Origin of the sequence: Bradyrhizobium sp. Rc3b, assembly GCF_900114915.1 — a bacterium.
GTDB lineage: Bacteria > Pseudomonadota > Alphaproteobacteria > Rhizobiales > Xanthobacteraceae > Bradyrhizobium.
Genome location: NZ_FOUS01000016.1, coordinates 1 through 13,924, shown reverse-complemented (window position 1 = coordinate 13,924; position 13,924 = coordinate 1). Strand labels below are relative to the sequence as shown.

Below are 13,924 nucleotides of genomic sequence, written 5' to 3'. Positions count from 1 at the left end.
GAAAGACGTGGATGCCCGCGACAGGCGCGGGCATGACGTGGAGAGACTGATGCGTTGCAGCTAGAGTGAAGGCATGAGCCCTAGATCTGCCCTCAAGGCCAAGCCGGAACCAGTTCAGTCGAAAGTCTCATCGCGTCCGACGCTCCTGCTCCAGTGGTACGACCGCCACCGGCGCCGGTTGCCGTGGCGGGCCGCGCCCGGCGAGACGTCGGATCCATACCGCGTCTGGCTGTCGGAGATCATGCTGCAGCAGACCACGGTGAAGGCGGTCGGGCCCTATTTCGAAAAATTCGTCGCGCGCTGGCCGGATGTCACTGCGCTCGGACGGGCCTCGCAGGATGATGTGCTGCGGATGTGGGCCGGGCTCGGCTATTACTCGCGCGCGCGCAACCTGTACGCCTGCGCGGTCGCGGTGACACGCGAGCATGGCGGCATCTTTCCCGACACCGAGGAGGGGCTGCGTGCGCTACCGGGCATCGGGCCGTACACGGCGGCGGCGATCGCGGCGATCGCCTTCGATCGCCACACGATGCCGGTCGACGGCAATATCGAGCGGGTGGTGTCGCGGCTCTTTGCAGTTGAAGATGAGCTCCCACAGGCGAAACCTCTGATCCAGCAATTGGCGGCGACGCTGCTTGCAAACTCCCGCGCCGGCGACAGCGCGCAGGCGTTGATGGATTTGGGCGCCTCGATCTGCACGCCGAAAAAGCCGGCCTGCTCGTTGTGTCCGCTGAACGAGGATTGCATCGCGCGCGCGCAAGGCACGCAGGAGACCTTTCCGCGCAAGGCGCCGAAGAAGAGCGGAACGCTCAGGCGCGGAGCGGCCTTCGTCGTCACACGCGGCGAGGAGCTGCTGGTCCGCAGCCGGCCCGAAAAGGGCCTGCTCGGCGGCATGACCGAAGTGCCCGGCTCGGACTGGCTCGCCGGCCAGGACGACGCGGCGGCGAAGCTGCAGGCGCCGGCGCTGAAGGGGCTGTCGCGCTGGCACCGCAAAATGGGCGTCATCACCCACGTCTTCACGCATTTTCCGCTCGAACTGGTGGTCTACACGGCGAAAGCCGCAGCCCGCACCCGCGCGCCCGAGGGCATGCGCTGGGTGCCGCTCGCCACCCTTAGGGACGAGGCGCTGCCCAATGTCATGCGCAAGGTCATCGCGCACGCGCTCAACCTTTCAGCGGGCTCGTCCTCCTGACAGCACGCTGGCAGCAGCGCTAAGCTATCGGGTGCGAAACGGAGGCTGCCAATGGTCAAGACCGCGCTCGACAATTTTCCAAGGCCACCCTGTGCGGAGCTGTTGGGATGGCGCCTGTTCGATGCCCGTCCCGAGGAGGGCTGGATCAAGCTCGGCTTCGAGGGCAAGCCGGAGTTCTGCAATCCGGCAGGCTTCATCCAGGGCGGCATGCTCTCGGCCATGCTCGACGACACCATGGGCCCGGCGGTGCTGGTGATGAGCGAGGGCCGGCTCTATACCACCACCATCAGCATGACCGTGAATTTCCTCAGCCCCGCCAAGCCCGGTCCGATCATCGGGGAGGCGACGGTGACGCAGCTCGGCAAGACGATCGCGTTTGTCGAGGCCAAGCTGATGGCGGAGAACGGCACGGTGCTGGCAACGGCAAGCGCGACCGAGCGGTTGCTGGAAGCGGCGAGGGTGGTGCGGTAGTCGTTACCGTCGGGGCCGTGTCGCGGAGTGCTGCGCGCAAGGCTTATACAGCGCCTGAAGTGCTTTGCCGCGCAGCAAGATGAGTTGCGGCCTCAACCCGCCGCGTGCCGCGATCCAACGCTGCACCGGCCCGGGATACATGGAGTATAGGTAATTGGTGGCGTCATGGTCGGTAATCGTCCTTCCGACCGAAATCCCAAGCAGCGTGGAAGCCGAGAGCGGCCTTCGAGGTCACACAGATTTTGTCAGCGGCAACTGCACCGAGAACGATGGTGCACGATGAGGCACAGAGTCCATCGATGATGACGGTCTCTCCGGAAGTGCGCAGGCGCTCATATCTGTCAACATAGGCGTCGATTAGCCCGCCACGATCGCCGGCGATCCGTATCGCCGCATGACTTGCGTGCATTTCGGTCAGCAAGATAGCCGCCGCAAGCAACCCCGCCCGGAACTTCATGATCGCAGCCTCGGTTATTCGCGTCTATCGAATGGACAAATTTCTCTCGCATCCAAGGATTGGCTTAGATCGAAGCGCACCAGCGGGCGGTTGCGGCCGCTCATGGTCTTCAGCCTCGGCCTGAAAGCGCTGGACCAATTCGGGTCTTTGAAACAGACGGGCGTTGATCTAGGTCAATTGGACATGCAGGGCGCGCCAAATGATGGGGCAAGTGCCTGTCCCGTTGACGGCATCACCCTGCGGATAGAACCGGCACTCCAATGACGGGAGGACGCCCATGTTTCGATATGCTCTGGTTGGCTTGGCCGCAGCCGCTCTTGTCGGCGCAAGCCTTGTTCCCGATGACGCACTCGCCCGCGGCGGCCGCGGAGGAGGTGTCGCCTATCGGGGAGGGGGATTTCACGGAGGAGGCGCGCACTACAGAGGCGGTGCCGTTCACGCTGGTCGCTACGGCCGCGCTCACGTCTCCCGGCCGATAGCAGGGTACCCCGTAGCACGTACTGCGGCGCGTAGAGGCGTCTACCGGGGAGCCGCATACGGAGCCGCGGCAGTCGGAGTCGGAGCGGCGGCGGCAGGTGCATACGGCTACTACAACAACCGTTGCTACGATGCCTATGGCAATTGGGTGTGTTCCGGACAGTATGGATATTGATGGGCCGTGACGGACGCGGGGCGGTTGGACAACTCTTACCGCACCGCCTTCAGGCGCTCGCGCTTCGCATCTCCCCTGACGATCGGCGGCTTCGCGTTCAGCGCCTCGACCTGGAAGCCCGCAACGCGCTTGTAGTTGGCGGCGATGTCTTCCAGTTCCTGCTGCGACAGCACGTCGGTGACGACCTCAAAGCCGTCGGGCGCGCGCTCCTCGACCAGTTGCATGACCTGCTCGGGGCCGTTCTTGCGGTTGAGCAGAACGAGGTCGGTGGTCGCGGGCCGGCGCTCGGCCTCATAGGCGAGCAGCGCCGCGGTCGTCGGTCCATGCGCGAGAATCTCGCGGGTGATGGTGCGGGCATCGAGGATGGCCTGCGAGGCGCCGTTCGAGCCGATCGGGTACATCGGATGCGCGGCATCGCCCATCAGCGTGACCTTGCCAAAGGTCCATTGCGAGACCGGATCGCGGTCCACCAGCGGATATTCATAGGCGTGCGGGCAGTTCTTGATCAGGCCGGGCACGTCGAGCCAGTCGAACTGCCAGCTCTCGAACCAGGGCAGAAACTCCTCCAGCCGCGCGGCGCGATTATAGTCCTCGCGCCGCCACTGATAGGTCGGCGGCATGTGGCGCTCGGCGACCCAGTTGATCAGATGGTTGCCCGCCGCGTCCGGCGTCTTGCTGATCGGATAGCAGACGAATTTCAGGATCTCGTGGCCGGCCATGATCATGGTGCGGCCGGTCAGGAAGGCCTTGGAAGGCGTGACGCCACGCCAGAGGATGCGGCCGTTCCAGATCGGCGGGCCTTCATTGGGATAGAGCTTTTCGCGCGCGGCGGAATGAATGCCGTCGGCGGCGATCAGGATCGCGCCGTCGTAACTCCCGGCGGCCTTGCCGGTCGCCCGATCGATGAAGTCGGCGCGCACGCCGTCGGCCGTCTCGGCCCAGCCGGTCAGATGGTGGCTGGTGAGGATGTTGTCACGGCCGAGCCGCTCGATCGCGGTGTCGAGCAGGAGCTGTTGCAGCGTGCCGCGATGGATCGAGAATTGCGGCCATTTGTAGCCGGCCTCCAGCCCGCGCGGCTCGCTCCAGATCGGCTTGCCGTGCTTGGAGAAATAGGCGAGCTCGCGCGTCCGCACTCCGCTGGCGTCCAATCTGTCCATCAGCCCGAGCTCGATCAGCTCGCGCACTGCATGCGGCAGCACGTTGATGCCGACGCCGAGCGGCTTCAGCTCCGCGACGCTTTCGAAGACTTTTGCGGGAACGCCGATCTGGTGCAGGCTGAGCGCAAGCGTCAGCCCGCCGATGCCGCCACCGGCGATGAGTACGGTCATGTCTAAATCCCCTCCGATTGACGGCGTCTTCGCACGGCCGGGCGGCCGTGGGCAACTGCGAAGAGGTCCCTATGGACGGGGCGGCGGAGGGCCGTTAACCTCGGGTTTTCCCCCATGAGGTCCGACATGCTCAAGCTCTACTACGCCACCGGCACCTGCGCGCTCGCAACCTACATCACCCTGGAGGAGGCGGGTGCCGACTACACGGCTGAACGGCTGAGCTTCAAGGACAACCAGCAGAACAGCCCGGACTATCTCAAGATCAACCCGAAGGGCCGCGTGCCGGCGCTGGTGACCGATCGCGGCGTCCTCACCGAGACGCCGGCGATGCTGGCCTATCTCGCGCAGACCTTCCCGAAGGCGAAGCTCGCGCCGCTCGATGATCCCTTCGACTTCGCCCAGGTGCAGTCGTTCAACTCCTACCTCTGCTCGACCGTGCACATCAATCATGCCCACAAGATGCGCGGTCCGCGCTGGGCGACGCAGGAGAGCTCGTTCGCCGACATGAAGGCGATGGTCCCGAAGACCATGGGCGCCTGCTTCGCCCTGATTGAGCAGAAGATGTTTCGGGGGCCCTGGGTGATGGGCGATCAGTTCACGATCTGCGATCCCTATCTCTACACGCTCTCGACCTGGCTCGAAGGCGACAGCGTCGACATCAACGCGACGCCGAAGATCGCCGATCATTTCAAGCGCATGTCTGACCGCCCCGCCGTAGCAAAGGTGATGGCCGCGCAGAAGGCGTAAGAGCCCGGCTCTTGTAGGGTGGGCAAAGGCGCAAAGCGCCGTGCCCACGATCATTTTCCGGCGGCGACAGGTGGTGCGCACGCTCCGCTTTGCCCACCCTACGGGAGCTACCCGGCCTTCCGCTTCTCCAATTCCCGCCCCGTCTCCAGCATCAGCCGCCGCAGCCAGATCGAGCCGGGGTCCATCTGCGCGCGGGTCGGGTAGAACATGAACTGCTCGTCGATCCCGGGGTCGAGCGGCGGGGTCACTGTGACGAGGCCGAGCTGTTTCGACAGTGCCGCGATCAGCCGGCGTGGCACGAAGGCGACGAGATCGGTGCGGGCAGCGACGTGCAGCGCTTCGAGATAGCCTGACACGACCAGCGAGATGTGCCGCTCGATGCCCTTGGCCCTGAGCCAGGTGTCGATCAGATCCTCGTTGCTGCCTCGGATGATCACGCCGACATGGCGCGCGGCCAGGAACGTCTCGCGACGCTTCAGCTTCGCGGCCAAGGGGTGGCCGCGCCGCACCGCCAGCGCGTCGCTGTCGACGTAGAGCAGCTGGCGGTGAAAACCCTTGAAGGCGTTGCCGATCGAGATCACGAGGTCGATGGTGCGGGCGAATTCGGCATGGAAGATCGCCGATCCCCGCCATGGCACGATGTCGATGCGGACGTTGGGCGCGGCCCGCGTCACCTTCTCCATCAGCGGCGGCATCAGCAGCTCGACTGCGAGATCCGGCATCATCAGGCGGAATTGCCGTTCGCTGCGTGCGGCATCGAAGTCATCGGGCACGAACAGGCCGCGCACCTGATCGAGCGCCTGCGCCAGCGGCGCGCGCAGGGCCTGCGCCCGCGGCGTCAGCTCCATCCGTGCACCGGTGCGCACCAGCAGCGGATCGCCAAGTATGTCGCGCAGGCGCTGCAGCGCGTGGCTGGCCGCCGGCTGCGACAGGCCCATCCGGAGCGCGGCGCGGCTGACGCTGGCCTCGCGCAGCAGGGCGTCGAGCGCGGTCAGCAGGTTGAGGTCAAGCGAATTCAAATTCATCAGGCGAATAGATATCATATTCTCTATCGATTTGAGGAATTTTGATGCTGCGGCGATGATCTCCGCGTTCCCACCAAACGGAGATGCCGCCATGAACGCGAGCGCCAACAAGAAACTGATGCAGGATATTTTCGCCGCCGCCGCCAATCCCGATCCGGCCGCGCGCGATCGCGCCCTGTTCGCCGCAAGTCTTGCCGAGGATGCCAGATGGGTCGTGACCGGCCAGTATTCCTGGTCGCGCACCTTCTCGGGCAAGGAGTCGATCCTCAACGATCTGCACGCCTATGTGCGCACCCGCCTGCGCGACCGCACGCGCACGGTCGCCCACCGCTTCATCGCCGACGGAGATGTGGTCGTCGTGGAGGCCAAGGGCGACAATGTCACGCCCGAAGGCGTGCGCTACGACAATGACTATTGCCTGGTGTTTCGTCTCGAGGACGGCAAGATCAAGGAGATCCGCGAGTACTGCGACTCGATCCTGACCGAGCGGGCGCTCGGTTCTTTTCCCCAAGGGGGCGTCAGAGCCGCGGGCTGACCGACTTGAGCATGATCTGGTCCGCCCGCCGGCGACGTCCGTCACCGTGGGCGATGGTCGCGTCGGTCTGGCAAAGACTGGCGGAGATCGTCCGTATCAGGCGCGAGCGGTCTTCGGCGCGCCGTCAGCTCGTCATGATGAGCGAGCGGGAGCTTCTGGACTGCGGGATGTCTCGTTCGGAGATTGAGTACGAGCTGAAGAAGCCCTTCCGGCGGAATTGAAAATATCGAGAGAACGGAGGGATTCAGGGCGGCAATTGCAGCAGGCCACCGCGTAGGCAGGCATGCATCCGGGCGCCCCATGCAGGTATCTATCTGCATGGGTCGCACGCCTTGCGCCAAGGGCGTAGCGCAACTGGCTATAAAATCAGCAGATATTGTGCGCGCCGCTTTGGTGCGCGCGAAAAATGGGAAGGTTCAATTAACGAGTGTCCCCCATTGTGTCGCGGTGCAGCGTGGGTCGCAAAGACGCGCGGCTGCCAGGGTGGTCGTGACGATTTGCCGGACTTGTTCGGCCGCTCGAAGTGAAATGCATCTGGGTGGACAGTGGGAATGCCGAAGTTTCGTTTGCGGATCAGGGGACGCCTGTACGCAGGCTTCATGGCCTTGGTGGCGGTCGGTCTCGCGATGGCGGTGGTTGCCGTCTGGAATTTGCGGGCGGTGCAGGATCAGGTCGCGAGACAATCCGCACTTTCGGACAGCACGGCGCGGGTTTTGGAAATATCGACCCATCTTCAGGCGATCCAGCGGGCCAATCTGCGTTACGTCTACGACGCCAACGAGCCCGCGATGAAAGAGGCGCAAGAGCGGGAAACCGCTGCGATCGAGCTGTTGCGGGTCGGCGCCAAGGGGACGCTCTCGGAGGATCGGCGAGCGCTCTACAACGGCCTCATCGACGACATTGCCAAGATGCGACGCTTGCGTGACAACCTCGGCGACGCCGTCAACGAGGCGAGAACGGGCAAGGCCACGTTGCTGCCGAGCGGCGAAGAGCTGGCCGTCAAGATGGGCAAGCTGGTCGATGCGGCGCGCGCAGCCGTCGACGAAGACACCGCGGCCCTCGTCGCCGACCTCGAATCCAGGATCCTCCTTGTTCGGGTCGCAAACTGGCGTTTCCTGGCCTTGCGCGACGCGCAGGGACCCGCGAATTTCAGGGCGAGCGTAGACCGGGCGGCGCAACGGCTCGCGGCTCTCGAAAAGAGCCCGCAGGCAGTGGAATTGCGATCCACGCTCGCGCCGGTGAAGACCTCGCTCGGCATCTACAAATCGGCGTTCGAGACGACGTCCGCCGCGATGCTTCAGGCCGACGAGATCTACCACAAGAACCTCGCGCCTCTCATCGTCGATAGCGTCGGCAGGCTCAAGGCCGCGGAAACGACCCTGAAGAAGGACTATCAGGACTCGCGTGCGACCGCCGAAGCCGTGATCGCCGGCACGACGACCGTTCAGGAGATCGCCGGCGGCCTCGCCATCCTGTTCGGCGGCATCGTCGCCTTCCTGATCGCCCGCAGCATCGTCGGTCCGCTGGCCTCGATGACGAGCGCAATGGGGCGGCTTGCCGGCGGCAATCTCGAGGTCGAGATTCCCGGGCGCGGCAAGGCCGACGAGATCGGCGACATGGCCAAGGCGATCCAGGTGTTCAAGGACAACATGGTCGAGACCGAGCGCCTGCGCGCCGAGCAGACCGAGGTCGAGGCGCGGCAGGCCGAAAGCCGCAAGAAGGACATGGTCAGGCTCGCTGATCAGTTCGAGCAGGCGGTCGGCGAGATCGTGAACACCGTGTCGTCGGCATCGAACGAGCTCGAAGCCTCCGCCGGCACCTTGACCACGACCGCCTCGCGGGCCCAGGATTTGTCGACGGAGGTCGCCAGCGCCTCGCAGGAGGCCTCGGCCAATGTGCAGGCGGTTGCCTCGGCGACCGAGGAGCTGTCCTCCTCGGTGTCCGAGATTGCCCGCCAGGTGCAGGAATCCGCCCGCATCGCGGTCGAGGCCGTTGGTCAGGCGAGCAGGACCAATGACCGGGTCGGCGCGCTCTCCAAGGCCGCCGCGCGGATCGGCGACGTGGTCGAACTGATCAGCACCATCGCCGGCCAGACCAATCTGTTGGCGCTGAACGCCACCATCGAGGCGGCGCGCGCAGGTGAAGCCGGCCGCGGCTTTGCCGTCGTCGCCTCCGAGGTCAAGGCGCTCGCCGAGCAGACTGCGAAGGCCACCGGCGAGATCGCCCAGCAGGTGTCCGGCATCCAGGCCGCGACGGAGGAATCGGTCGGCTCCATCAGGGAGATCAGCGGCACCATCGAGCGGCTGTCGGAGATTTCGTCGACGGTCGCGGCCGCCGTGGAGCAGCAGGGCGCGGCGACGCAGGAGATTTCCCGCAACGTCCAGCAGGCGGCTCATGGCACGCAGAGGGTGTCGTCCAACATCGGCGACGTGCAGCGCGGCGCCTCCGAAACCGGTTCGGCCTCATCGCAGGTGCTGTCGGCAGCGCGCTCGCTGTCGGCCGACAGCAACCGCCTCAAGCTCGAAGTGGCCAAGTTCCTGAACTCGGTCCACGCCGCCTGAATCCCAAACGCAAAAGGCCACGCGCATGCGCGTGGCCTCGAAGAGCGGCGCGGTGCGCTCAGGCGACCTTGGTCGCCATGTGCCTGAACATGTTGGCGCGCGCCTCGTCGTCCATCTCGGCCTTGAAGGTGAACTTGTCCTTCAGGGCGATCGCGCGCGCAGCCGCCGGGCGGGCCGAGATCTCGTCGACCAGCCGCTTCACGTTCGGGTAGCGCGCAAAGGCGTCGTCGCCGAGCTTGAACGGCAGCATCCGTGCCCAGCCCCACAGCGCCATGTCGACGATCGAATAGCTGTCGCCGACCATGTAGCTGCGCCCTTTGAGGTGAGCGTCGAGAATCTTGTAGTGGCGGTCGGTCTCGTACTGGTAGCGGTTATGGGCGTAGTCGTGGTTCTGGTCCTTCGGCGCAAAATGCTTGAAGTGCACGGCCTGCCCCGAATACGGCCCGACGCCGGTGGCGATGAACATCAGCCATGACAGCGTCTCGCCGCGCACGCTCGCGGCGGGCAGGAACTTGCCGGTCTTCTCGGCGAGATAAAGCAGGATGGCGTTGCTGTCGAACACGATGGTGCCGCCATCGTCGATCGCCGGGACCTTGGCATTCGGATTGATCTTGAGGAATTCCGGCGTGAACTGCTCGCCCTTGCGGGTGTCGACCTTCACCGGCTCGAAGGGCAGGCCGGACTCTTCGAGATAGAGCGCAACCTTGGTCGGGTTCGGCGATCCGTTGAAATAGAATTTGAGCATCGATCTCCCCAATGGTTGTTGCAAGGCGCGAACGCAGCGTCATGGCCGCGCCGCCTGTCTTGCCTGAACCCGTTGCGGGAGGGCAACCGGCGAGTTTGCCGGGCGGTATCTGCGCGCCACGCAGATCAGCCGGCGTAACAAAGGCCGATTGCCGCCGTAATGACCATCGCGGCGCCGACCGCTTCCAGCCGCAGCCCGAGCCGCGTGGCCAGATGCATGTCGGAGGCCCGCGCCGCGCGCTCCGATCCGCGCGCATAGCCGTGAACGATGACGTCGTGATTGAAATTGTCGTGAGCCTCGTTGCTGCTGGCGAGCCCGACGCAGATCACGAGCACGCCGAACAGCGCGAGGCCGAAGAATCCCAGCAGGGCGATCAGGAACATCGGAAACATGCCGAGCAGGAAGATCGGCAGCAGCGGCACCAACAGCAATGTCTCGGACTGTCGTCGCATGGGGCCCACCGGTCAGGACGGGAGCTGACCGGGCAAATCTAGTCCCGACTGCCGCCCCATTCAAGGCGCCGCAGGGTGGGCAAGGGCGCGTTTGCGCCGTGCCCACGTCTTCGCGTCAATTGGGCAGGACGTGGGCACGCTTCGCTTTGCCCACCCTACAAGATCGTGGGAAGCGGCTACTCCGCCGCCATGCCGGCGCGGATTTCGGCGCGGAGCTCGTCGATCAGCTTGAGACCCTTCTTGGTCTCGACGTGCCAGAAGGTCCAGCCGTTGCAGGCTTGCGCGCCCTGCGCCACCGCGCCGATGCGGTGGATCGAGCCGACCTTGTCGCCGAACATGATGGCGCCGTCGGCACGCACCAATGCGCCGAGCTTCTTCTTGGCGTCGAACAGCTTCGTGCCGGGCATGATCATGCCGCGCTCGATCAGCTCGGAGAATGCGACCCGCGGTGCTTCGCGCGCAGTCATGAACGGGGCGAGGCTCTCCTCCGGCAGCGGCTCGACCTTGGCGATGCGGGCTTCCGCGGCCTTCGCATAGGTCTTGTCGCGCTCGAAGCCGATATAGGAGCGGCCGAGGCGTTTTGCGACCGCGCCGGTGGTGCCGGTGCCGTTGAAGGGATCGATCACGAGATCGCCGGGCTTGGATGAGGACAGCAGCACGCGTGCGAGCAGGCCTTCCGGCTTCTGCGTCGGATGCACTTTCTTCCCGTCGGCGCCCTTGAGGCGCTCCTCGCCGGTGCAGAGCGGGATCAGCCAGTCGGAACGTGCCTGCACGTCCTCGTTCGCGGCCTTCAGCACCTCGTAGTTGAACGTGTAGCCCTTGGCCTTTTCGTCGCGCGCGGCCCAGATCATGGTCTCGTGCGCGTTGGTGAAGCGGCGGCCGCGGAAATTCGGCATCGGGTTCGACTTGCGCCAGACGATGTCGTTCAGGAGCCAGAAGCCGAGGTCCTGCATGATCGCGCCGACGCGGAAGATGTTGTGATAGGAGCCGATCACCCAGATCGTCGCCGACGGCTTCATCGCGCGGCGCGCGGCAAGCAGCCATGCGCGGGTGAAATCGTCATAGGCGGAGAACGAATCGAACTTGTCCCAGTCGTCGTCGACCGCGTCGACATGGGATTCGTCGGGGCGCTTGAGATCGCCCTTGAGCTGGAGATTGTAGGGCGGATCGGCGAACACGAGATCGACCGAACCAGCCTGAAGCTTCGACATCTCGGCGACGCAATCACCGAGAATGATGCGATGCGAGGCGGACTCAAAATTTGTGCGGGGCGCCCTTGCAGACGCCCCGCGACGCGACTCTACCATGACTCAAGAACTCTGACTCAGGCGACGCTGTCGGCGACGCGGGACCAAACAACCGACTGACCGTTACATTGAAGCGGCAAAGTAAAAATCGACTTAACCCGCCGCTTTCGTGAGCAGTCCCCGCACCGCGTCCGGCGCGCTGGTCGTCGTGCGCATTCGTCGTGTTTTACAGTGTATTTCGCAATTCTTCGCGTTGCGGGAGCAGTCCCGGCGCCAAAAAAGCCCCAAATTTCTCTCGGAAAAAATTGCTCGACCCTCGGAAAAAATTGCTGGCATCGCCATGTTGCCGCACTAGGCAATTTTTGCCGGCCACGATATTGATAAAGGCAAGGGAAATTTTACGTGTGTGGCGCGTTGAGCTTTCGCGCTCCTGCGCGCCGACGAAACTGAATCGGGGGTCCGGGAATCGGGGGCTCCAAAGGGAAGGCCGCCATGCGTTACGATGACTTCCGCCGCAGCGACGACATCGAGGATCGTCGCGACGAGGGTGGCGGCGGTGGAGGCGGTGGGTTCGGCCTGCCGATGGGCGGCGGCGGGCTCGGCATCGGCACCATCATCGTGCTCGGCCTCGTCGGCTATGCCTTCGGCATCGATCCGCGCATCCTGATCGGCGGCGCCGAGATTCTCACCGGCGGCGGCCAGGCGCCGAGCTATCAGACCGATCGCCAGGCCTCGTCAGGCAAGCGCGGGGCGCCGACGGACGAGATGGGGAGCATGATCTCCGGCATTCTCGGCGAGATCGACGATCGCTGGAGCGAAATCTTCCAGGCCTCCGGCCAGTCCTACACCGGTCCGAAGGTCGTGCTGTTCCGCAACGTCACCAATGGCGGCCGCTGCGGCCGGGCAGAGTCGGCGATGGGGCCGTTCTATTGTCCGCCGGATCGCACCATCTTCCTCGACACCTCGTTCTTCCGCGAGGTCGAGACGCGCTTCCGCGGCTGCTCCGGCAAGTCCGCCTGCAATTTCACCACCGCCTACATCATCGCGCACGAAGCCGGCCATCACATCCAGAACCTGCTCGGCATCATTCCGCGCGTGACGCGGCTGCAGCAGCAGGCGGGCTCGAAGGCGGAGGCCAACGCGCTCCAGGTGAAGGTCGAATTGCAGGCCGATTGCCTGTCCGGCGTCTGGGTCAATCGCGAGTCGAAGAAGCGTCCGAACTTCCTCGAGCCCGGCGACATCGACGCCGCGCTGACCACGGCGAGCGCGATCGGCGACGACACGCTGCAGCGCCAGGCCACGGGACGCGTCGTGCCCGATTCCTTCACCCACGGCTCGGCCGCGCAGCGCAAGCAGTGGTTCATGACCGGCTATCAGCAGGGCACGGTCCAGGCCTGCAACACGTTCGGCGGCGGGCAGTAGTAAGCTATTAGTGGCGTCATCCTGAGGTGCTCGCCACTTGGCGAGCCCCGAAGGATGGCGGAGCCTGCGGCCCATCCTTCGAGGCTCGCCCTGCGGTGCCCTTGCACCGCACGGCGCGCACCTCAGGATGACGGCGGTGGGCAGGAAACAGGAGTGAAGTCGTGGCCTCCATCGACGAAGCAAAACAATTCATCCCGCTCGACATCGCGGTGCTCACCGTGTCCGACACCCGTGCGCTCGCGGATGACAAGTCCGGCCAGACGCTCGCCGACCGCCTTGCCGCAGCGGGCCATCGCCTCGCCGCCCGCGAGATCGTCACCGACGATGTCGAGGCGATCCGCGCCGTCGTTCGCCGCTGGATCGCGGATGCGGGCATCGACGTCGTCATCACCACCGGCGGCACGGGCTTCACCGGGCGCGACGTCACGCCGGAGGCGATCGAGCCGCTGTTCGAAAAGCGCATGGACGGTTTCTCGATCGCGTTCCACCTGCTGAGCCACGCCAAGATCGGGACGTCGACGATCCAGAGCCGCGCCACCGCCGGCGTCGCGGGTGCGACCTACATCTTCTGCCTGCCAGGCTCCCCCGGCGCCTGCCGCGACGGCTGGGACGGCATCCTTGCCGCTCAGCTCGACTACCGCACGCGGCCCTGCAATTTTGTCGAGATCATGCCGCGGCTGGACGAGCATCTGCGAAGGCCGAAGGCGCAAGGCGCGACGGTGTGATTGCTTTCTCCCTTCTCCCCTTGTGGGCCTGTTGCGTTATCGGTCTTGGAGGCTGAGGACATGAGGAGAGAGGGGCGCGGTCACGGCAATTGCCAGCGAGGTCTCTAGTGTTCGCCCTCGGCGGGCGGTTCAGGCCGCGATCGTGGCCCACCGCCTCATGTTGAAGGCGATCGAGGCGAGCAGGACCTGCCCGCTTGCCTTCATCAGACCGACGTAGCGGATGCAAGTCAGTCGCATGCGGCGTTTGAGAGTGGCGAAGGTGGTCTCGACCTGGGCTCGCCGGCGTGCGATGAGGCGGTTGTAGCGTTTGAGCCTTGGCGGCAGTTCCGGATGATGTCTGTTGGGACGGAACGCGATGCGGGGCT

General features: G+C 65.0%; 14 protein-coding genes and 1 pseudogene. 8 read left to right on the top strand and 7 right to left on the bottom strand.

Going from position 1 to position 13,924, the window contains the following annotated elements; all coding sequences use genetic code 11:
- Positions 1-73: 73 nt before the first annotated feature.
- Both mutY and BM190_RS31305 read left to right on the top strand, forming a co-directional pair.
- Positions 74-1,192: an A/G-specific adenine glycosylase gene (gene mutY, locus BM190_RS31310; protein WP_092261528.1), complete on the top strand. Its 1,119-nt coding sequence runs from the start codon at positions 74-76 to the stop codon at positions 1,190-1,192.
- Between the two features lie 51 nt (positions 1,193-1,243).
- Positions 1,244-1,663, top strand: coding sequence for a PaaI family thioesterase (locus tag BM190_RS31305; protein WP_092261527.1), 420 nt, complete (start codon positions 1,244-1,246; stop codon positions 1,661-1,663).
- A 3-nt stretch (positions 1,664-1,666) separates the two neighbouring features.
- On the opposite strand, the pseudogene BM190_RS31300 reads toward BM190_RS31305, so the two are convergent.
- Together BM190_RS31300 and BM190_RS31290 are read right to left on the bottom strand one after the other, a co-directional pair.
- Positions 1,667-2,120 (bottom strand): annotated as a pseudogene (locus BM190_RS31300) (Clp protease/crotonase-like domain-containing protein).
- Positions 2,121-2,807: 687 nt separating this feature from the next.
- Entirely contained in the window at positions 2,808-4,100 is a 1,293-nt protein-coding gene (locus BM190_RS31290; RefSeq protein ID WP_092261525.1) for a flavin-dependent oxidoreductase, read from the bottom strand.
- 126 nt (positions 4,101-4,226) lie between these two features.
- Here BM190_RS31290 and BM190_RS31285 point away from each other — a divergent pair, with 126 nt between their 5' ends.
- Positions 4,227-4,847 (top strand): glutathione S-transferase family protein, encoded by a 621-nt coding sequence (locus BM190_RS31285; RefSeq protein WP_018323326.1) that lies wholly within the window; start codon positions 4,227-4,229, stop codon positions 4,845-4,847.
- Between the two features lie 107 nt (positions 4,848-4,954).
- Here the strand turns inward: BM190_RS31285 and BM190_RS31280 are convergent, their stop codons facing one another.
- A complete protein-coding gene (locus BM190_RS31280; protein ID WP_092261524.1) occupies positions 4,955-5,872 on the bottom strand; it encodes a LysR family transcriptional regulator in 918 nt (305 codons plus the stop codon).
- Between the two features lie 91 nt (positions 5,873-5,963).
- Here BM190_RS31280 and BM190_RS31275 point away from each other — a divergent pair, with 91 nt between their 5' ends.
- From BM190_RS31275 to BM190_RS31265, 3 genes are all read left to right on the top strand, one after another.
- Entirely contained in the window at positions 5,964-6,407 is a 444-nt protein-coding gene (locus BM190_RS31275) for a nuclear transport factor 2 family protein (RefSeq protein ID WP_177237405.1), read from the top strand.
- An 11-nt stretch (positions 6,408-6,418) separates the two neighbouring features.
- Positions 6,419-6,628, top strand: a complete 210-nt coding sequence (locus BM190_RS41655) for a DUF1127 domain-containing protein (protein WP_312012694.1) — start codon at positions 6,419-6,421, stop codon at positions 6,626-6,628.
- A 330-nt stretch (positions 6,629-6,958) separates the two neighbouring features.
- The gene (locus BM190_RS31265) at positions 6,959-8,968 is read left to right on the top strand and encodes a methyl-accepting chemotaxis protein (RefSeq protein ID WP_177237404.1); all 2,010 of its coding nucleotides are present in this window, start codon (positions 6,959-6,961) and stop codon (positions 8,966-8,968) included.
- Positions 8,969-9,026: 58 nt separating this feature from the next.
- Here BM190_RS31265 and BM190_RS31260 read toward each other — a convergent pair whose 3' ends face one another.
- From BM190_RS31260 to BM190_RS31250, 3 genes are all read right to left on the bottom strand, one after another.
- Entirely contained in the window at positions 9,027-9,713 is a 687-nt protein-coding gene (locus BM190_RS31260) for a glutathione S-transferase family protein (protein WP_092261520.1), read from the bottom strand.
- A gap of 125 nt (positions 9,714-9,838) precedes the next feature.
- Positions 9,839-10,165 carry a hypothetical protein gene (locus BM190_RS31255; protein ID WP_018323332.1) on the bottom strand — a complete coding sequence of 109 codons (327 nt, stop codon included), beginning with the start codon at positions 10,163-10,165 and terminating at the stop codon, positions 9,839-9,841.
- 176 nt (positions 10,166-10,341) lie between these two features.
- Positions 10,342-11,472, bottom strand: coding sequence for a site-specific DNA-methyltransferase (locus BM190_RS31250; RefSeq protein ID WP_091956066.1), 1,131 nt, complete (start codon positions 11,470-11,472; stop codon positions 10,342-10,344).
- Positions 11,473-11,904: 432 nt separating this feature from the next.
- Between BM190_RS31250 and ypfJ the strand changes: the two genes are divergently transcribed.
- Both ypfJ and moaB read left to right on the top strand, forming a co-directional pair.
- Positions 11,905-12,834 (top strand): KPN_02809 family neutral zinc metallopeptidase, encoded by a 930-nt coding sequence (gene ypfJ, locus BM190_RS31245; protein WP_092261519.1) that lies wholly within the window; start codon positions 11,905-11,907, stop codon positions 12,832-12,834.
- Positions 12,835-12,995: 161 nt separating this feature from the next.
- Positions 12,996-13,559, top strand: coding sequence for a molybdenum cofactor biosynthesis protein B (gene moaB / locus BM190_RS31240; RefSeq protein WP_092261518.1), 564 nt, complete (start codon positions 12,996-12,998; stop codon positions 13,557-13,559).
- 129 nt (positions 13,560-13,688) lie between these two features.
- Here moaB and BM190_RS31235 read toward each other — a convergent pair.
- The coding region (locus BM190_RS31235; protein WP_143109109.1) for a transposase at positions 13,689-13,924 on the bottom strand (236 nt) is incomplete at its 5' end.

Bases quoted from the DNA above. Each gene is read 5' to 3' on its own strand.
- BM190_RS31275 (WP_177237405.1), top strand. From the start codon at position 5,964: ATGAACGCGAGCGCCAACAAGAAACTGATGCAGGATATTTTCGCCGCC.
- BM190_RS31265 (WP_177237404.1), top strand. From the start codon at position 6,959: ATGCCGAAGTTTCGTTTGCGGATCAGGGGACGCCTGTACGCAGGCTTC.
- BM190_RS31250 (WP_091956066.1), bottom strand. From the start codon at position 11,472: ATGGTAGAGTCGCGTCGCGGGGCGTCTGCAAGGGCGCCCCGCACAAAT.
- BM190_RS31285 (WP_018323326.1), top strand. From the start codon at position 4,227: ATGCTCAAGCTCTACTACGCCACCGGCACCTGCGCGCTCGCAACCTAC.
- BM190_RS31255 (WP_018323332.1), bottom strand. From the start codon at position 10,165: ATGCGACGACAGTCCGAGACATTGCTGTTGGTGCCGCTGCTGCCGATC.
- ypfJ (WP_092261519.1), top strand. From the start codon at position 11,905: ATGCGTTACGATGACTTCCGCCGCAGCGACGACATCGAGGATCGTCGC.
- BM190_RS31290 (WP_092261525.1), bottom strand. From the start codon at position 4,100: ATGACCGTACTCATCGCCGGTGGCGGCATCGGCGGGCTGACGCTTGCG.
- mutY (WP_092261528.1), top strand. From the start codon at position 74: ATGAGCCCTAGATCTGCCCTCAAGGCCAAGCCGGAACCAGTTCAGTCG.
- BM190_RS41655 (WP_312012694.1), top strand. From the start codon at position 6,419: ATGATCTGGTCCGCCCGCCGGCGACGTCCGTCACCGTGGGCGATGGTC.
- BM190_RS31280 (WP_092261524.1), bottom strand. From the start codon at position 5,872: ATGAATTTGAATTCGCTTGACCTCAACCTGCTGACCGCGCTCGACGCC.
- BM190_RS31260 (WP_092261520.1), bottom strand. From the start codon at position 9,713: ATGCTCAAATTCTATTTCAACGGATCGCCGAACCCGACCAAGGTTGCG.
- BM190_RS31305 (WP_092261527.1), top strand. From the start codon at position 1,244: ATGGTCAAGACCGCGCTCGACAATTTTCCAAGGCCACCCTGTGCGGAG.